This window comes from Oceanicella actignis, from assembly GCF_008124525.1.
Classification (GTDB): domain Bacteria; phylum Pseudomonadota; class Alphaproteobacteria; order Rhodobacterales; family Rhodobacteraceae; genus Oceanicella; species Oceanicella actignis.
The window spans coordinates 127,968-144,990 of record NZ_VNHJ01000003.1 but is presented as its reverse complement, the minus strand read 5'-3'; the positions used below and the strand labels follow the sequence as shown (position 1 = coordinate 144,990).

Here is a 17,023-nt window from a genome sequence, read left to right as displayed (position 1 = left end):
GCGGTCGGCGCGGAGCGTTCGGGGCCGCCGCCGCCACGACGGGCGGTTTGGCCCGAGCGAAAGCTCGCATGACGCCTCTGGCGCGGTCATGCGGCGGGGGCGGCAAGGCGCGGCCCGGCGGGGCGGGCGCGTTGTTCGGTTCGCCGCCTTCGGGCGCGCCGCCCGCCGGCGCGGGGCATCGGCGCCCGGGCGCCGCGGCCGCGCGCGCCCGGCGCTTGCCGGGCGCCCCTGCCGCGCCCGCCGCGTTCAGTGCGCCATCAGCACGGGCAGGGGCGTGTCGCGGATGATGTCGCGGGTCACGCCGCCGAGGATCAGTTCGCGAAAGCGCGAGCGGCCATAGGCGCCCATGACCATCAGGTCCGCCCCGATCTCGATCGCGCGCCGGCGCAGCGCCCCGCTTGCGCCCAAACCCTCGTCGGGCAGGGGCGCCAGCTCGACCGGCAGGTCGTGGCGCGACAGCATCAGCGCCAGCGCCTCGCCCGAGGCGGCCATGTCCTCGTCCGGGTCGATCATGACGATCTCGATCTTCTCGGCCTCGGACAGGAAGCCCATGGCATGGCGCACGGCGCGCAGCGCCTCGCGGCTGTCGTTCCAGGCGATGAGCGTCGTCGAGCCGACCTTCTCGGGCAGCTCGCGCGGGGCCAGAAGCACCGCGGCGTCGCCGTCGAAGAGCGCGCCCTCGAGCAGCGCCTCGGACAGCTCGGCGCCGTCTCCGCCCTGGCCGTCGCCGCCGGCCAGCACGACCAGCTCGGAAAAGCGGGCGCGGGCCCCGAAGGCCGGGCCGGCGCCGGCATAGGTGGCGACCAGGGGCGCGGCGTCGCCGCGCGCGCCCTCGCGCTCGAGCCGCTCGGCGGCGGCCTCGGCCAGCGTCTCGGCGCGCTTGCGCGATTCCTCATACCACTGCGTCATCGCCAGGGACGGCGCCTCGCCATAGGCGTAGGCGGGCAGGTCGGGCTCGTAGCCCAGCGCGACCACCGACAGATGCGCGTCGAAGCGGCGGCTGAGCGCGATGGCCGCGGACATGCGCCCGCGCCCGTCGGTTTCGCCGTCGGTGCAGGTGAGGATGGTCTTGTAGGTCATGGCGGACTCCGGTTTGCGGCGCCCCCTGCGGCGCCTTTCGCCACACACTATCGCGCGCCGCGCCGTCTGGCGACTTGATCCGCGTCAAGCGTCCGAGCGCCCGCCCCGGCGTCAATCGGCCTGATAGCGCCCCGACTTGCCGCCTTCCTTGAAGACAAGGCGCGTGTCGGTCAGGCGCATGGCCTTGTCCACCGCCTTGACCATGTCATAGACGGTCAGCTGCGCGACGGCGACGGCGGTCAGCGCCTCCATCTCGACGCCGGTCGGGCCGGTCGTGCGCACGGTGGCCTCGATCTCGACGCGGTTGCGGGCGGGATCGGGCGTCAGCTCGACCGCCACCTTGGACAGCGGCAAGGGGTGGCACAGCGGAATCAGCTCGGAGGTGCGCTTGGCGGCCATGATGCCCGCCAGCCGCGCCACGCCCAGAACGTCGCCCTTGCCGGCGCGCCCCTCGACGATCATGGCCAGCGTGGCGGGCGCCATCTCGACCGCGCCGCGGGCGACGGCGGTGCGCACGGTGGCGGGCTTGGCCGAGACGTCGACCATCTGCGCCGCGCCCTTGGCGTCGAAATGGGTCAGGCGGGGTTCGGCGTCGCTCATCGGGCGGCTCCTTGCGGGTCCTGGGCGGGCAGGGGATCGGCGAGGATCGCGCGCGTGGCGGCCTCGACGTCGGGCTGGCGCATCAGGCTTTCGCCGATCAGGAAGCAGCGCGTCCCCGCCCGCGCCAGCCGCGCCAGATCGGCGGGCGAGGACAGGCCCGACTCGGCCACCGCGATGCGCTCGGCCGGGATGCGCGGGGCGAGGCGCTCGGTGGTCTCGAGCGTGGTGACGAAGCTGCGCAGGTCGCGGTTGTTGACCCCGATCAGCGGCGAGCGCAGCGCCAGCGCGCGTTCGAGCTCGGCCTCGTCATGCACCTCGATCAGCGCGTCCATGCCCCAGGCCAGCGCGGCGTCTTCGAGCTCGCGCGCCTGGGCGTCCGAGACGCTGGCCATGATGATGAGGATGCAGTCCGCGCCCAGCGCCCGCGATTCGGCCACCTGCCAGGGATCGTAGAGGAAATCCTTGCGCAGCGCGGGCAGCGAGACGGCCGCGCGCGCGGCGCGAAGATACGCGTCCGCGCCCTGGAACGAGGGTTCGTCGGTCAGCACCGACAGGCACGCGGCGCCGCCGCGCTCATAGGCGCGCGCCAGGGCCGGCGGGTCGAAATCGGCGCGGATCAGGCCCTTCGAGGGGCTGGCCTTCTTGACCTCGGCGATGAGGCCGTAGCGGCCCTCGGCCAGCGCGCGGCGCAGCGCGGCGACGAAGCCGCGCGGGGCGGGGGCGGCGCGCGCGGCGTCCTCGAGCGCGCGCAGCGGCGTGCGGGCCTTGCGCGCGGCGATTTCCTCAAGCTTGTAGGCCTTGATGCGGTCCAGAACGGTTTGGGTCACGCGGATGTCTCCGTTTGCCGGGGCGGCGCTCAGCCGGCCGCGGATGTGACGCGCGCCAGCGCCGCGACGCGCGCCTTGGCCGCGCCCGAGTCGATGCTTTCGCGCGCGCGCTCGACGCCCTCGCGCAGATCGGCCGCCGCGCCCGCCACCACCAGCGCCGCCGCCGCGTTCAGCAGCACCGCGTCGCGATAGGCCGAGCGCGCGCCCTCGAGCAGCGCGCGCAGCGCCGCGGCGTTCTGCGCCGGCGTGCCGCCGAGGATCTGCTCGAACGGGTGCACGGGCAGGCCGGCGTCCTCGGGGGCCAGCTCGAATTCGCGCAGCGCGCCGTCATGGGTCTCGACCACCTTGCTCGGGGCCGAGATCGACAGCTCGTCCGTGCCGTCGCCGCCATGCACCAGCCAGGCGCGCTCGGCGCCCAGCGTCGCCAGCGTCTGGGCCATGGGGCGCAGCAGATCGGCCGAGAACGCGCCCGTCAGCTGCCGGCGGACCCCCGCGGGGTTGGTCATCGGGCCGAGGATGTTGAAGATCGTGCGCGTGCCCAGCTCGGCGCGCGCGGGGCCGACATAGCGCATCGCCGGATGGTGCATGGGCGCCATCATGAAGGCGATGCCCGCCTCGGCCAGCGCCGCCTCGACCACGGCGGGGCCGACCATGACGTTGACGCCCAGCTCGGTCAGCGCGTCGGCGGCGCCCGATTTCGAGCTCAGATTGCGGTTGCCGTGCTTGGCCACCGGCACGCCCGCCCCGGCGACGACGAAGGCGGCCGCGGTCGAGATGTTCAGCGTGCCCTTGCCGTCGCCGCCGGTTCCGACGATGTCGATCGCGCCCTCGGGGGCGCGCACGCGGGCCATCTTCGCGCGCATCACCGAGGCGGCGGCGGCGTATTCGTCCACCGTCTCGCCGCGCGTGCGCAGCGCCATCAGGAAGCCGCCGATCTGGGCCGGCGTGGCCTCGCCCGACATGATGGCCTCGAAGGCGCGCGCGGCCTCGTTGCGGGTCAGGGGGCCCTCGGCGGCCTTGCCGATCAGGGGCTTGAGCGCTTCGGACATCAGGCGGCCCTCGTCAGCGGCCGCACGGGGATGCCGGCGATGCGCAGGAAGTTGGCCAGCATGTCGTGCCCGTGCTCGGAGCGGATCGACTCGGGGTGGAACTGCACGCCGTGGATGGGCAGCTCGCGATGCTGAAGCCCCATGATGACGGCCTCGTCGCCCTGGCCGGTCTCGGCCGTGATCTCGAGCGCGTCGGGCAGGCTTTCGCGCTCGACGCACAGCGAGTGGTAGCGCGTGGCGGTGAAGTCCTGCGCCAGGCCGGCGAACACGCCCTTGCCGGTGTGGCGGATGGTCGAGGTCTTGCCGTGCAGCACCTCGTGGCAGCGCACGACCTTGCCGCCGAAGGCCTGGCCGATGGTCTGGTGCCCCAGGCACACCCCCAGAAGCGGCAGGCGTCGCTCGGCGGCGGCGGCGACGAGGTCGAGGCAGATCCCGGCCTGGTCCGGATCGCACGGCCCGGGCGAGAGCACCACCGCCTCGGGGCCCATCTCCAGCGCCTCGGCGACCGAGATCTGGTCGTTGCGGCGCACCTCGACCCGCGCGCCCAGCTCGCCGAAATAGTGGACGAGGTTGTAGGTGAAGCTGTCGTAATTGTCGATCAGCAGCAGCATGTCGGCATGTCCTTGTCGGCGGGCCTCCGGGCGGCGGTGGCCGGGGCGCGGGCGTCGGCGGGGCGCGCGGGCTGGTTCCGCGGCGCGATCGGGGCTAATACATGCGAGGAAGGGCGGGGCGGCGTCAAGCGCGCCCTGCGCCGCGTTGCATCACGGAGGATGGCGTATGGCCTATGGCGTTGCAGGTTTCGCAAGGGGCTTCGTCGCCGGCGCGCTGGCGGTGGGAACGGCGGCCGCGCTGGCGGCCCTGATCGCGCCGCCTCCCGAGGCGCCTGCCATGGCGCCCCCCATCGCGCCGCCCGCCGCTACGCCAGCCGCCCCCGCGGCCGGTCCCGAGGCGGGCCCCGAGGCGCCCATCGCCGCCGACAAGGCGCGCCCCGCGGCCCTTCCCGGCGCCGTCGCCGACGCCCCTTCGGCGGCCGAGGCAGTGGGCGCGGCGCCCATCCTCGACCGCGCTCCGGCGGCGCTCGCCATGGCGCCGGCGGCGAACCCGCCCGCGGCCGAGGCGCCGGGCGCGCCGCCGCCCGCGCCCTCGCGCCCGATCCCCGCGCCCGAGCAGGCCGCCGCCATTCACGCCGCCGACGGCGCAGCCGGCGCGGGCCGCGCGCCGGCCCCCGAGGACGTGGCGGCGGCCGAAACGCCGCCCGCGCCGAAGGCCGAAGATTCGTCGGGCGCGCGGCCTGTCCCCGGCGGCGAGAAGGCGGCGGGCATCGCGGCCGCGTCCCCCTCGGCGGCGGAAGCCGCGGCGGCGTCCGTGGTCGAAGCGCCGGCGTCCCCGACGCCCCCCGAGGCCGCCGCGCCCGCCGGGCTTTCGGCCGCATCCGCGCCGACTCTCGGCGCCGCCGCCTCGCCCCCGGCACCCGACGCAGCGGCGGCGCCGCCCCTCGCGCCCGCAACGCCCGCGACGCCCGCCGCGCCCGACGTGGCGCCGGTTCTGGATCTGGCCCAAGCCGCCGCCGTGTTGCGGTCGGCCGCCGGAACGGGAGCGGGGGCGGCGGCGCCCAAGGGCGAGGCCGCGTCAAATGCCGCGGCGCGCGCGCCCCAGGGTCCGGCGGCCGCCCCGGCGCAAGCGCCCAAGGCGGCGGATGACGCGCAGCCTGGCGCGCTGGGCGCCGCCGCCCTTGCGCCGGGGACGGGCGCGGACCCCGCGCCGGCCGCGCCGCCGGCCGATGCCGCGCCGGCGCCCGCGTCCATGCCGGCAGGTTCGCCCGAGGCGGGCGCGGCGGCCCCGGTCGCGCGATCCGCTCCCGCGGCGCCGGCCGGGCGGGCGCTGGACCTGGCCGAAGCGGCGGCGGCGCTGCGCGCGGCGGCCCAGCCGCCCGCGCGCGCGGCGGCAGGCGCGGTTGCCCCCGTCTCCGCGAGCGGCGCAGGCGGTGCGGAGGATGCCGCGCCCGGCACGGCGCTTGCGCCCGGCCAGACCCGGGCGCAGGCCGACGCAGCCAGCCCGCTTGCCGCCTTGCGCCAGCGTTCCGCCGGGCAGGAGGGCGGGTTCGCGCCGCGGCGCGTCGCCGCCCCGGGCGCGCTGCCCGAGCTGCTTGTGCACATCGCCCGCGGCGCCGATCGAAGCTGGATCGATCGCGCCATCGCCGGGCTCGAGGCGCGCGGCTACCGCGTGCGTCTGGTCAAGGTGGTGCCTTTCGACCAGCCGGGCGACGAGATCCGCTACTACCGCGACGAAGACGCGGCCGCCGCCGCCGAGCTGGCGCGCGCGCTGCAGGCCGAGGCCAGCGCCGCGCGCGGCGCGCCGCGCCCCGCGCCGGCCGTGGCCTCGCTGGCCAAACGCTTTCGCAACCTGCCGCGCAACATGATGGAAATTTGGATCGGGGCAGGCGGCTGACCGGGGCGGCCGCGCCTGCGCGCCGACCCGGCTTGGCCCGTCTGCGCCTGTCCGCGCCCGCCGCCGGGCGGGACCGTGGCCGCCCCTTGCCGCGTGGAGATCGGCCCGCCGCCCGCGCCGAGGGACGCGCTTGCGCCGGCCCGCCCGCCTGCCGCGCCGGCCTTTCGCGCCAGGGCCTTCCGCCCCGGCCCCTGGCGGCCCGGGTCGGGAGCGGCGTCGGGAGCGGGGGCGAGGGCGCGCTCAGTTGCCGCCGCGTCCGGCGAAGCGCGCGGCCTCTTGCGCGGCGCGCATCAGGGCCTTGGCCTTGTTGACGGTTTCCTGATGTTCGGCCTCGGGGTCGCTGTCGTGAACGACGCCGCCGCCGGCCTGGACATGCATCTTGCCGTCCTTGATGACGGCGGTGCGCAGGGCGATGCAGGTGTCCATCTCCTGCGCCGAAGAGATGTAGCCGACCGCGCCGGCATAGACGCCGCGCTTGTGCACCTCGAGCTCGTCGATGATCTCCATGGCGCGCACCTTGGGCGCGCCCGACACCGTCCCCGCCGGCAGACCGGCCAGCAGCGCGCCCAGCGCGTCGACGTCCTCGCGCAGCGCGCCCTCGACGTTCGAGACGATGTGCATCACATGCGAGTAAAGCTCGACCGTGAACTGCTGGTTCGGGTTCACCGTGCCGATGCGCGCCACGCGCCCCACATCGTTGCGCCCCAGATCCAGCAGCATCAGATGCTCGGCCAGCTCCTTGGGATCGGAGAGCAGGTCCTTGCGCAGGGCCTCGTCCTCTTCCGGAGTGGCGCCGCGCGGGCGGGTGCCGGCGATGGGGCGGATCGTGACCTTGCCCTCGCGCACGCGCACCAGGATCTCGGGCGAGGCGCCGACGATCTGGAAGTCGCCGAAGTTGAAGAAGAACATGTAGGGGCTGGGATTGGTGCGCCTGAGCGCGCGGTAGAGCGCGAAGGGCGGCAGCGGAAAGTCCAGCGTCCAGCGCTGCGAGGGCACGACCTGGAAGATGTCGCCGGCGCGGATGTATTCGCGCGCCTTCTCGACCATCTGCAGGTAACGCTCGCGCCCGGTGTTCGAGACCGGCTCGCCCGGCGCCGCGCCGGGGGCGGCGACCTCGTGCGCCACGGCGCGGTCCAGATCCATGACCACGTCCGACAGACGTTCGGCCGCGCGCGCATAGGCGGCGCGCGCATTCTCGCCCGAGCCGGCCCAGACGGGGGTGACGATGGTCACCTCGTCCTTCACCGCGTCGACGGCGGCGACGATGGTCGGGCGCATCATCACCGCGTCGGGCAGGCCCAGCGGATCGGGGTTGACGTTCGGCAGCCGCTCGACCAGGCGGACCATGTCATAGCCCAGATAGCCGAACAGCCCCGAAACGCCCGGCGGCAGCGCGCGGGGCAGGTCGATCTGGCTTTCCTCGAGCACGGCGCGCAGGCTGGTCAGGGCGTCGCGCGGGTCGGCCTCGAAGGCGTGCGGGTCGTAGCGCGCGGCGCGGTTGATCTCGGCGCGCCCGTCGCGGCAGCGCCACACAAGGTCGGGCTTGAAGCCGATGAAAGAGTAGCGCCCGCGCGTGTCGCCGCCGGTGACGCTTTCAAGCATGAAGCTGTCGCGCCGCGCCTGCGCCAGCTTGAGCATCAGCGACACCGGCGTGTCCAGGTCGGCGGGCAGCGTGGTCCACAGCACCTGGTTCTCGCCGGCCTCGAAACGGCGGGCGAAGGCGTCGAAATCGGGTTCAATCCGCATCGCTCGGCATCCTGCTGTTCGTCCGGGCCGCGGCCCGGGGCGGCCTGCGCGCGCGGCGGCGCGCAGGCCCGGGGGCGCGGCTCAGCGCAGCCCGTTGAGCACGCGCCGCAGCGCCGCCTCGTTGACCGTCACCTCGGCGCGCGAGAACAGCGCCTGCGCGTAAAGCGCCTGCAGATCGCGCCCGGTCGAGCGGTCCAGCGCCTCGCGCCAGCGGGCGAGGATCTGCGCGTAGGTCGGATCGGCCAGATCGGCGGGAATGACGTTCAGCACCACGCCCGCCGCCGCGGCCGAGCCATCCTCGGCCACGGTCGAGCGGGCCTGCCCCTTGGCGGCGCGGAAGAGCGCGGCGATCAGCCCGTCGGGCGCGCCCTCGACCGCGGCGTCGCGGGTCACGGGGCCGGTGCGCACGGCCTTGGCGGCGTAGATGCGCGCCAGCTCGTCCGCGTCGGCGCCGGCGGCCAGCGCATCGGCGATCGCCGCCGCCTTGTCGGCCAGCGCCTTGCGCCGCGCCTCGGCGGTCCAGTCGCGCAGGACGCGCTCGCGCGCCTCTTCGAAGGACAGCGGCCGCTCGGGGCGCTCGCCGTCCACCCGCAGCGCCGCCCAGGCGCCGCCGGGCAGCGAGAACGGGTCGCTTTCGAGCCCCTCTTCGGCGGCGAAGGCGGCGGCGAGGAACTCGGACGAGGCCGCCGGCCCCTCGACCCCCTCGCCGCTCAGCGTCACGCCCTTGGCCGTGCGCAGCTCGAGGCCGAGCTCGGCCGCGGCGTCCTCGAGCCGCGCGCCCGCCGCGATCAGGTCCGCCAGCTGCTCGGCCTTTTCGGAGGCCAGCGCCTGGGCGCGCGCGCCCGCGCGTTCGGCGCGCAGCGTCTCGCGCGCCTCTTCGAAGGGGGTGACGCTGGCGGGCAGGATGGCGCGCACATTGATCAGCGCCGGGCCGAGCGGGGTCGACGCCGGGCCCTTGACGCCGGTCCCGTCCGAGAAGGCGAGGTCAGCCAGCTCGGGCGGGGCCGCCTCGCGCGACAGCGCGCCCAGCGTCACGTCCTCAAGCGTCAGCCCGCGCTCGCGCGCCAGGTCCTCGAAGGTCGCCTCGCCCGCCTTGATCCTCGCCAGCGCGGCGCGCGCGGCGTTCTCGTCGGGGAAGGGCAGGCGGTCGATGACGCGGCGCTCGGGGATGTTGAAGCGCTCGGCGTCGGCTTTGTAGTCGGCGCGCAGCTCGTCCTCGGGGATCTCGACCTGCGCGGCCAGCTTCGCCGGGTCGATCAACGCATAGGTCAGGTCGCGTGCACGGGGAGCGACATAGGCGTCCTTGCGCTCGTCGAACCAGGCGCGCAGGGCGGCCTCGTCGGGCGCCGCGGGGGCGGGAAGCGCGGCCGGGTCGAGGATGACCAGCGCCAGCTCGCGCTTCTCGAGCCGGGGGGCGAGCTGCAGCTCGGCATAGCCCGCCGGGGCCCGCGCGCCGGCCGAGGCCGCGCCCAGCAGCACGTCGCGCGCCAGCGAGCGGCGCATGTCCTCTTCGAAGCGGGCGGGCTTGAAGCCCAGCTGGCTCAGGATGAACTCGTATTGCTGCTTGTCGAAGCGCCCGTCCAGCCCCTTGAACGAGGGCGATTCCACGATCGCGTCGCGCACGGCCTCGTCGGGGGCCGACACGCCCAGGCGCCGCGCCTCCTCATCCAGCGCCGCGTCGCGCGCCAGCCGCGCCAGAAGCGCGCGGTGCACGCCGGCGGCCTCGGCCTCCTCGACGGTGATGCGGCGGCCCATCTGGCGCGACAGGGACTGGATCTCGCGCTGCAGCGCCAGGGCGAAGTCGTCGGTCTCGATGACCCGGTCGCCCACCTTCGCCACGCGGCTGCCGGCGGTGTTCAGCGTCACGTCGCCGATGCCCCAGATGGCGAAGCTGACGACGAGCAGGGCGAACAGCGCCTTGAAGACCCAGGTGCGGGCGGCATTGCGGAGAAAATTGAGCATCTGGCTCCCTCGATGCGAGCGTGAAGCGGGCGCGCGCGGCGCGCCGTGTCGGTCCGGCCTTCGCCTATTACGGCGCGCCGGCGCCGGTGACAACCGTCGCGGCGCGCGGGCGGCCCTGCGGGGCGGCGCCGGCGGCGTCCTGCGCGTCGAGCAGCGGCTCGATCAGATGCGCCGCCAGATGGCGCACCACGGGCGGAACCACGCCGTCGCCGGCCAGCTTGTAGGCGTTGGTGTAGGTCGGCGGCAGGCGGTAATCGTCGGGCAGGCCCATCAGCCGCGCCGCCTCGCGCGCGCTCAGAAGGCGCGAGCGCAGCCGCCCGTCGGGTTCGCACGCCAGCACCGTCTGCCGCGACGAGCCGCCCGCCGGCGTGCGCAGGCAGCCGGCCACGTCGAAGCGCACCTCGGCGCGCTGGACCGTGCCGCCCTTGCCGTCCGGGCGCGTGCGCCGATAGACGCCCCCGGCCACGCGCCGCCCCTCGGCGCGGGCGCGCGCGCGCGCCTCTTCGACGCGGGCGCGGTGGCGGGGGGTCATGAGCGCCAGCAGCGCGCGCGTCTGGGCGGCGCTGCGCCAGCGCTGATCGGCGGGGCGCTCTTCGAGCAGGTCGCCCAGATCGGCCCTGCGCCCGGGCGGCGGCGCCAGGCGCAGCGGCACGAAGGCGCGGTCGCTGTCGGGGCCGATGCGGATCAGCCCGCGGAACAGCGGCATGGGGCGCACGGGGGCGGGGTCGATCATGTGGGCGGGCGTCGGCCCGAGCCAGGCGAAGATGAACAGCCGCGGGCGCGACTGCGGCACGAAGCCGGCCGCATCGACCACATGCGCGTCATAGCTGTAGCCCGCCTGCGCCAGCGCGCCGGTCAGCGCCGCCAGATCCGCCGCGTCGTTCGACGAGGCCAGCCCCACCACGTTCTCGATCATCAGCGCGCGCGGCGCGCGCCCCTCGCGCAGAAGCTGCTCGATCAGGAACCAGAAGCCCCAGAACGCGCCCGAGCGCGCCGCGCTCATCCCGCGGCGCAGGCCCGCAAGCGAGAGGTCCTGGCAGGGAAACGAGGCCCAGGCCAGATCCGCGCGCCCGGGCAGATCGGCCGCGCACAGCTCGGCCACCGGGCGCTCGATCAGATGCGCGTCGCCGAAATTCTCGCGGTAGGCGGCGCATTTGACCGGGTCGTTGTCGTTGGCCATCAGGCAGCGCCAGCCCGCGCCCAGGCCGATGCGCGCCATGCCTCCGCCGGCGAAGAACTCGTAGAAGGCGCGGCGGGCCATGCGCTCAGCCTCCCTCTCGGGGCGGGCCCATGCGCCCCAGCCGCGCCAGCGCCTCGCGCACGCCGTCCTCGTCGGCGTTGGCGAAGGCCATGCGCAGCGTCGCGCGCCCGGCCGGGTCGCCCTCGGGGTGGAACATCGTGCCAGGCAGCATCAGCACCGCCGCCTCTTCGACCATGCGGCGCGCCAGATCGGCCGAGCTTTCGGCGAAGGGATGCCGCAGCCAGGCGAAATAGGCCCCGGCGCTGAGCACCTGCCAGCCCGGCGCAAGGCGCGGCGCGGCCTCTTCGAGCGCGGCGCGCCGGGCCAGCGTCGCCGCGCGCTCGCCCCGCGTCCAGGCGCGCAGGCGTCGCAGCCCCTCGAGCGCGGCGATCTGCCCGATGGCGGGCGGGCAGATGGCCACGGTGTCGAGGAACTTCTCGGCCTCGCGCAGCCGCTCGGGCGCGGCGATCATCGCCCCGACCCGGTGCCCGGTCAGGCGGAAGACCTTCGAGAAGCTGTAGAGATGGATCAGCCCCTCGCGCCAGTCCGGGCGCGCGAACAGGCCGTGGGCGGGCCCCTCGGCGGCGCGGAAGTCGCGATAGGTCTCGTCCAGCACCAGCGCCGCGCCGCGCGCGCGGGCGACGTCGAAGAAGCGCGCGACCAGCTCGGGCGGGCATTCGGCCCCGGTGGGGTTGTTGGGCGTGACCAGCACGATGGCGCGCACGCGCGGCTCGGCCTCGAGCAGGCGCGCGGCGGCCTCGGGGTCGGGCAGCATGTCGGGGCCGCAGGGCAGGGGCAGGACGCGCACGCCGCTCATCTCGAGCCACATGCGGTGGTTGAAATACCAGGGCGTGGGCAGAATCGCGGCGTCGCCGGGGCCGGCCAGCGTGGCCATGGCGGCGCAGAAGGCCTGGTTGCAGCCGGCGGCGATGGCGACCTCGTCGGCCGAGATCCTTGCGGCATAGTCCTCGGACCAGCGCTCGGCCACCGCCTCGCGCAGCTCGGGCAGGCCAAGGACGGGGCCGTAGACATGGGCGCGCGGCTGATCGAGCGCCTCGGCGATGGCCGCGCGCAGCTCGGGCGGGGGCGGATCGGCGGGGGCGGCCTGGCTCAGGTTCAGAAGCGGGCGCTCGGGCGCGAAGACGCGCCCGGCGATCCAGCGCCGCGCCTCGACGACGGGGCTGGGGGCGACCGCCGCGAGAAGCGGGTTGAGAGAGGCGCCGGGGGCCGGGGCGCGGACGGGGGCGGAGGGCGAAGCGGGCTGCGTCATGGCGCGACGATAGCGGCGCGCGCGCGCGCATGAAAGCCCCGCCTTCGCCGGCCGTGCAGCTGCCCGCGGCGCCCGGCTTCGCGCCCCGCACGCCCGTCGCGCCCCGGCGCGTCCCGCCCGCGCGGGGCGCGATGGCGGTTGCGGCGGCCCTTCGTCGATCGTGCAGCGACTTCCCGCGCGCGGGGAGTGGGGCCGAAACACTCCGGCCAATCGGCGGCGTAGCAGCAGCTCTCCGCGCGCGGGGAGCGGGGCGAGAGGCGTGCCGCCGTCCGCGACCTGATCGCCGCGACGACCCGCGCGCGGGGAGTGGGGGAAGCGCATACGCCGTCGCGCGCGCGGCTGCGCCGCGACTCCCCGTGCGCGGGGATCGGAGCCGGCGACACCCGCACCACCGCCAGCGCAATCGGCGGCTCTGCGCGCGGGGCGGCGCGGGGGGCATGGGGCGTGATGCGGACGCCTTCGCTCAGGCTCAGGCGCCGGCGCGCACGCGGGCGCCCCGCCCGCCATGCGCCCTATCCTGCCCGACGCCACGTCGCGCCGGCGCGCCCGCTCGCGCCCCCCCTGGCGGAAACGGCCTTGGCGTCACGGCCGACCTCGCGTCGGCGCGCGCCCTGCGCCGCGCAACGCGCCAGGCCGGACAGCCGCAGGCGTCCCGGCCCGGGGCGCGCCGGTCTCGCGCGCGCCGGCGCCCCCGCCGCCGTTCGCGCCGGCCGTCTCGCCCTGTCCCGGGGTTCGCCCCGGCCCTGCACGCGCCGCCGCCGCGCCTTGACGCGGCGCGCCGGGCGCTCTACCCGCTCTGCCATGGCCGAACCACCCATTCTCACCCTTTCGGACGTCTCGCTCGGCTTCGGCGGCGAGCCGGTTTTCTCGGACCTCTCGCTCGCCATCCATCCGGGCGAGCGCATCTGCCTCGTCGGCCGCAACGGCGCGGGCAAGTCCACGCTCATGCGGCTTTGCGCGGGGCTGATCGAACCCGATGCGGGCGAGCGCTTCGTGCGTCCGGGCGCGCGCATCGGCCATCTGCCGCAGGACCCCGACCTTTCGGGCCACGCGACGCTGGGCGACTACGCCGCCGCCGGGCTGGACCCGGCCGAGCGCTATCGCGCCGAGATCGCCATGGAGGGGCTGAAGGTGCGCGCCGAGGCCGACCCCGCCACCGCCTCGGGCGGCGAGCGGCGGCGCGCGGCGCTGGCGCGCGCGCTGGCCGGGGCGCCCGATCTGCTGCTGCTGGACGAGCCCACCAACCATCTCGACATCGAGACCATCGCCTGGCTCGAGGACGAGCTGGGGCGCACGCGCGCGGCCTACATGCTGATCTCGCACGACCGCGCCTTCCTGCGCAAGCTCACGCGCCAGACCTTCTGGCTCGACCGCGGGCAGGTGCGGCGCGTCTCGCGCGGCTTCGACGGCTTCGAGGACTGGCGCGACAAGCTGCTGGAAGAGGAAGAGGCCCAGCGGCGCAAGCTCGACCGCCTGATCAAGGCCGAGTCGCGCTGGGCGGTCGAGGGCATCTCGGCCCGGCGCAAGCGCAACATGGGCCGCGTGCGCCGCCTGCAGGAGCTGCGCCAGACCCGCGCCGCCCAGCGCGCGCGCATCGGCGCGGCCGCGATGGCGTTCGAGGGCGCGCCGCAGTCCGGGCGCCTGGTGATCGAGGCCGAGCGCGTCTCGAAATCCTATGCGGGGCGCAGCATCCTCAGGGATTTCTCGCTGCGCATCATGCGCGGCGACCGCGTGGCGCTGGTCGGGCCGAACGGCGCGGGCAAGACGACGCTGCTGCGCATCCTCACCGGCCGCGAGGCGCCCGATTCGGGGCATGTGCGCCTGGGCGCGAACCTGGTCGAGGCCTATTTCGACCAGAACCGCGCCCAGCTCGACCCCGAGAAGTCGTTGTGGGAGACCCTGACCGGCGACGCGGATCTGGGCGTGTCGGGCAAGAACGACCAGATCCTGGTGCGTGGGCGCCCGCGTCACGTGGTCGGCTATCTGAAGGACTTCCTGTTCGACGAGCGACAGGCCCGCGGCCCGGTCAAGGCCCTGTCGGGGGGCGAGCGCGCGCGGCTGCTTCTGGCGCGGCTGATGGCGCGCGAGTCGAACCTGCTGATCCTGGACGAGCCGACCAACGATCTGGACATCGAGACGCTGGACCTGTTGCAGGAGCTGATCGCCGACTACGACGGCACGGTGCTGCTGGTCAGCCACGACCGCGACTTTCTCGACCGCACCGCGACGGTCTGCGTCGAGCTGCCCGGCGACGGCTCGGCCGGCGTCTATGCCGGCGGCTGGAGCGACATGCAGGCGCAAAAGGCGCTGGCCCCCGACGCCGCGCCCGCCGCCCCCGCCGCGTCGGCGCCCGCGCGCAAGCCCGCGCCCGAGGACGCCGCGCGGCCCGAGCCGCGCAGGCCCGCCGCGCGCCTGTCCTACAAGCAGGCCCTGCGCCTCGAGCGGCTGCCCGCCGAGATCGAGCGCCTGGGCGACGAGATCGCTCGGCTCGAGGCCCTGCTGGCCGATCCCGAGCTGTTCGCCCGCGACCCCGCGCGCTTCAACAAGGCGGCGGCGGCGCTCGAGGCGCGCCGCGCGGCGCTGTCCGCGGCCGAGGAAGAGTGGCTCGAGCTCGAAGCCCTGCGCGAAAGCCTCGAGGGGGGCTGAGCGGTCCGAAGGCCGGCGCCGCCCCGCGGCCGTTCCGGCGCGCGCCGCCTTCGTCCCGCGTTCAAGGGGGGCGGCGCGCTCAGAGCATCTGCGTCAGAAGCTGCCGCAGGGCGCGCGCGGCGAAATCGCGGTCGGCCCGCTCGCGGGCGACGGCGCGCATGCGCGCGAAGACGATCGGCTCCATGTCGCGGCACACGGCCATGTCGACGGCGAAGCCGCGCGCCCCGGCCGGCGGCCCGCCCAGCGGCCGCGCGGTGCGGCAGATGGCCTGCGGGTCCGCGGGCGGCGCGGCGTTGAAGACCAGCACGAGGCGGTGGCGCGCGCCATCGGCCGGGTTGCGCGGATCGAAGCCGCCCGGCGGCAGCGCGCGAAAACGCATGCCCGCCGGAAATCGCTGCGGGGCGGCCAGAAGGGGCAGCGTCTCTTCGGGACGCATGCCCGCCAGCGGCGCGCCATGCAGCTCGACCCCGATGACGCCCGAGGCCGTGAAGATCGACGGCGCATAGGCCGCGTCGCGCTGCTGGTGCGTGATGACGACCTCGTCGCCATGGGGATCGCACCCGCCCAGCGCCACCGCCGCCGCGGCCAGCGCGGCGCGCCACAGTGCGCGGATCGTGGGGGCGCTCATCGCGGGGGCCGCGTCAGCGCGGGGTTGCGCTCGGGCAGGGCGGCGAGGAAGAGCTGCGTCATGGCGCGCGAAAAGCCCGCGTCGCGCGGCCCGCGCGTGGCGGCGCTGCGCAGCCGCGCCTCGACCGCCGGGCGCCCGCCCACGCACAGCGCGAACAGCGCGCGCAGCGGGCCGGGCCGCGCGGCCGTTGATTGCAGGGCGGTTGACTGCGGCGCCGTTGACGGCTGGGGCGTGGGCGGCGTCTTGGCGCAGGCGGCCTCGGCGCCGACGCCGGGCGCGAAGGACAGCGCCATGAAGACCGCGGGCGCCGGCGCTCCGGGCGCCAGCAGGGCCGGGGCCCGGCCGCCCAGCCGCGCCGGCAGCCTTGCCGCGCGCGCCGTCTCTTCGGGGGCGGCGCCGTCGGGAGGCGTTCCGATCACGCGCAAGGGCGCGCCCGCGCGAAGCATGGCCGGATCATACGCGGCGCCGATGCGCAGATCATGCACCAGGCTGGCCCCCATCCGGTCGGCGAGCGGCGCGCAGGCCGCCGCGGCCATGACCGGCGCCAGGAGCGCCCATGCCGGCGCGGGCGGGCGCGCAATTCGCGGTGACGTCATGCGGAGTCTCCTGGCTGCGGGCGCGAGGCGGCGGCCATGCTGGGCGAGAAAAGCGGCGGCGGCAAGGCGGCGCGACGGCGGCGGCGCAAGGGGCGGCGCAAGGGGCGGCGGAAGGGGCGGGGCAAGGGGCGGGGCAAGGCTCAATCCTCGGCCGGGAAGGGCGGCAAAAGGCGCGGCGGGCGCGGCGCCTCGGGGTTGCGCTCGGGCAGCATGACCGACAGCAGCGCGCTCATGGCGCGCCGCAGGGCGGGATCGTCGGGCGCGGCTTCGCGCGGGCCGATCATCTGCGCCGAAGCGATCGGCCGCGCGCCGATGCACAGCGCGGCCGTGACGCGGACCCGCGCGGGCGAGGCCTTCGCGGCGCCGCGGCCGGCCGGGGGCTCGGCCGCCACGCCGGCCCCGACGGTCTTGCCGGCGCCGTTCCCGGCGTCCAGGGCGGCGTCTGGGCGGCCCTCGGGGTTCGGTCGCGGGGCCTGCGCGCGAGCGACGGCGGCCGGGTCGGGGCCGTTGCCGCGCCCATCCGCGCCGCCGTCCCGGCCCAGCGCGCACAGACGGTCCTCGAAGATCGGGGCCAGCGGGGCGAAGGCCAGCGCAAGACGCGGGCCGGCGATGGCGGCGGGGGCGGGTCGCAGCCCCTTCGCCCCCAGCCGCGCCGGCAGGCGCAGCTGCGCCGCCAGCGCCTCGGCCCCCGCGCCGCCCGGCGCGGCGCCGAAGACCGAGAGCGGGACCGGGCCGGGCAGCGTCCGGATCAGGGCCGGGTCATAGATCAGGTCGTGCCGGACGGTGTGAATCGCAAAGCCGCGATCGCCCGCCAGCCATTGCGCCGGCCCGTCGCCCACGCCGCCCCCGACGCCGCCCCCGACGCAGCCGGCGGCGGCGAGCGAAGCCAGGGCGGCGATGGCGGCGCGGCGGCGGGCGCGCATGAGCTTTC

Annotated in this window: 14 protein-coding genes; 2 read left to right on the top strand and 12 right to left on the bottom strand. The window is 76.0% G+C overall.

Translation table 11 applies throughout. The annotated features are described in order from the left end of the window. Positions 1-246: 246 nt before the first annotated feature. The 5 genes from LY05_RS05910 to LY05_RS05890 all read right to left on the bottom strand — a co-directional run bounded on the left by LY05_RS05910 (position 247) and on the right by LY05_RS05890 (position 4,167). Entirely contained in the window at positions 247-1,080 is an 834-nt protein-coding gene (locus LY05_RS05910) for a universal stress protein (protein ID WP_148922472.1), read from the bottom strand. Positions 1,081-1,191: 111 nt separating this feature from the next. Further along, complete coding sequence (gene moaC, locus LY05_RS05905) at positions 1,192-1,680, bottom strand: cyclic pyranopterin monophosphate synthase MoaC (protein WP_072745846.1); 489 nt, start codon at positions 1,678-1,680, stop codon at positions 1,192-1,194. Then, on the bottom strand, positions 1,677-2,507 hold the full coding sequence (gene trpC, locus LY05_RS05900; RefSeq protein ID WP_148922471.1) for an indole-3-glycerol phosphate synthase TrpC: 831 nt from the start codon (positions 2,505-2,507) through the stop codon (positions 1,677-1,679). The genes moaC and trpC overlap by 4 nt, the downstream gene beginning before the upstream one ends. Positions 2,508-2,536: 29 nt before the next feature. Then, positions 2,537-3,556 carry an anthranilate phosphoribosyltransferase gene (trpD, locus tag LY05_RS05895; RefSeq protein WP_148922470.1) on the bottom strand — a complete coding sequence of 340 codons (1,020 nt, stop codon included), beginning with the start codon at positions 3,554-3,556 and terminating at the stop codon, positions 2,537-2,539. Next, positions 3,556-4,167, bottom strand: a complete 612-nt coding sequence (locus LY05_RS05890) for an anthranilate synthase component II (protein ID WP_148922469.1) — start codon at positions 4,165-4,167, stop codon at positions 3,556-3,558. Before LY05_RS05890 ends, trpD begins: the two co-directional genes overlap by 1 nt. Before the next feature lie 166 nt (positions 4,168-4,333). Here LY05_RS05890 and LY05_RS05885 point away from each other — a divergent pair, with 166 nt between their 5' ends. Beyond that, on the top strand, positions 4,334-6,004 hold the full coding sequence (locus LY05_RS05885; protein ID WP_148922468.1) for a hypothetical protein: 1,671 nt from the start codon (positions 4,334-4,336) through the stop codon (positions 6,002-6,004). Positions 6,005-6,244: 240 nt separating this feature from the next. Here the strand turns inward: LY05_RS05885 and trpE are convergent, their stop codons facing one another. The 4 genes from trpE to LY05_RS05865 all read right to left on the bottom strand — a co-directional run bounded on the left by trpE (position 6,245) and on the right by LY05_RS05865 (position 12,222). Continuing rightward, positions 6,245-7,750: an anthranilate synthase component I gene (gene trpE / locus LY05_RS05880; RefSeq protein WP_148922467.1), complete on the bottom strand. Its 1,506-nt coding sequence runs from the start codon at positions 7,748-7,750 to the stop codon at positions 6,245-6,247. Between the two features lie 81 nt (positions 7,751-7,831). Next, positions 7,832-9,712, bottom strand: a complete 1,881-nt coding sequence (locus tag LY05_RS05875) for a peptidylprolyl isomerase (RefSeq protein WP_148922466.1) — start codon at positions 9,710-9,712, stop codon at positions 7,832-7,834. Between the two features lie 67 nt (positions 9,713-9,779). Beyond that, complete coding sequence (locus LY05_RS05870; RefSeq protein WP_148922465.1) at positions 9,780-10,973, bottom strand: DNA cytosine methyltransferase; 1,194 nt, start codon at positions 10,971-10,973, stop codon at positions 9,780-9,782. 4 nt (positions 10,974-10,977) lie between these two features. After that, positions 10,978-12,222 carry an aminotransferase gene (locus LY05_RS05865; protein ID WP_148922464.1) on the bottom strand — a complete coding sequence of 415 codons (1,245 nt, stop codon included), beginning with the start codon at positions 12,220-12,222 and terminating at the stop codon, positions 10,978-10,980. A gap of 801 nt (positions 12,223-13,023) precedes the next feature. Here LY05_RS05865 and LY05_RS05860 point away from each other — a divergent pair. Continuing rightward, positions 13,024-14,868 carry an ABC-F family ATP-binding cassette domain-containing protein gene (locus LY05_RS05860; RefSeq protein ID WP_148922463.1) on the top strand — a complete coding sequence of 615 codons (1,845 nt, stop codon included), beginning with the start codon at positions 13,024-13,026 and terminating at the stop codon, positions 14,866-14,868. 79 nt (positions 14,869-14,947) lie between these two features. Here the strand turns inward: LY05_RS05860 and LY05_RS05855 are convergent, their stop codons facing one another. The 3 genes from LY05_RS05855 to LY05_RS05845 all read right to left on the bottom strand — a co-directional run bounded on the left by LY05_RS05855 (position 14,948) and on the right by LY05_RS05845 (position 17,015). After that, entirely contained in the window at positions 14,948-15,496 is a 549-nt protein-coding gene (locus LY05_RS05855) for a hypothetical protein (RefSeq protein WP_148922462.1), read from the bottom strand. After that, a complete protein-coding gene (locus LY05_RS05850) occupies positions 15,493-16,092 on the bottom strand; it encodes a hypothetical protein (protein ID WP_148922461.1) in 600 nt (199 codons plus the stop codon). Before LY05_RS05850 ends, LY05_RS05855 begins: the two co-directional genes overlap by 4 nt. Before the next feature lie 140 nt (positions 16,093-16,232). Then, entirely contained in the window at positions 16,233-17,015 is a 783-nt protein-coding gene (locus LY05_RS05845) for a hypothetical protein (RefSeq protein ID WP_148922460.1), read from the bottom strand. Positions 17,016-17,023: the final 8 nt, after the last annotated feature.

What these genes read in the sequence shown, in the direction of transcription:
- LY05_RS05885 (WP_148922468.1), top strand. Translation starts at nt 4,334, where the DNA reads ATGGCCTATGGCGTTGCAGGTTTCGCAAGGGGCTTCGTCGCCGGCGCG.
- moaC (WP_072745846.1), bottom strand. Translation starts at nt 1,680, where the DNA reads ATGAGCGACGCCGAACCCCGCCTGACCCATTTCGACGCCAAGGGCGCG.
- LY05_RS05870 (WP_148922465.1), bottom strand. Translation starts at nt 10,973, where the DNA reads ATGGCCCGCCGCGCCTTCTACGAGTTCTTCGCCGGCGGAGGCATGGCG.
- LY05_RS05845 (WP_148922460.1), bottom strand. Translation starts at nt 17,015, where the DNA reads ATGCGCGCCCGCCGCCGCGCCGCCATCGCCGCCCTGGCTTCGCTCGCC.
- trpD (WP_148922470.1), bottom strand. Translation starts at nt 3,556, where the DNA reads ATGTCCGAAGCGCTCAAGCCCCTGATCGGCAAGGCCGCCGAGGGCCCC.
- LY05_RS05875 (WP_148922466.1), bottom strand. Translation starts at nt 9,712, where the DNA reads ATGCTCAATTTTCTCCGCAATGCCGCCCGCACCTGGGTCTTCAAGGCG.
- LY05_RS05890 (WP_148922469.1), bottom strand. Translation starts at nt 4,167, where the DNA reads ATGCTGCTGCTGATCGACAATTACGACAGCTTCACCTACAACCTCGTC.
- trpE (WP_148922467.1), bottom strand. Translation starts at nt 7,750, where the DNA reads ATGCGGATTGAACCCGATTTCGACGCCTTCGCCCGCCGTTTCGAGGCC.
- LY05_RS05910 (WP_148922472.1), bottom strand. Translation starts at nt 1,080, where the DNA reads ATGACCTACAAGACCATCCTCACCTGCACCGACGGCGAAACCGACGGG.
- LY05_RS05850 (WP_148922461.1), bottom strand. Translation starts at nt 16,092, where the DNA reads ATGACGTCACCGCGAATTGCGCGCCCGCCCGCGCCGGCATGGGCGCTC.
- LY05_RS05855 (WP_148922462.1), bottom strand. Translation starts at nt 15,496, where the DNA reads ATGAGCGCCCCCACGATCCGCGCACTGTGGCGCGCCGCGCTGGCCGCG.
- LY05_RS05865 (WP_148922464.1), bottom strand. Translation starts at nt 12,222, where the DNA reads ATGACGCAGCCCGCTTCGCCCTCCGCCCCCGTCCGCGCCCCGGCCCCC.
- LY05_RS05860 (WP_148922463.1), top strand. Translation starts at nt 13,024, where the DNA reads ATGGCCGAACCACCCATTCTCACCCTTTCGGACGTCTCGCTCGGCTTC.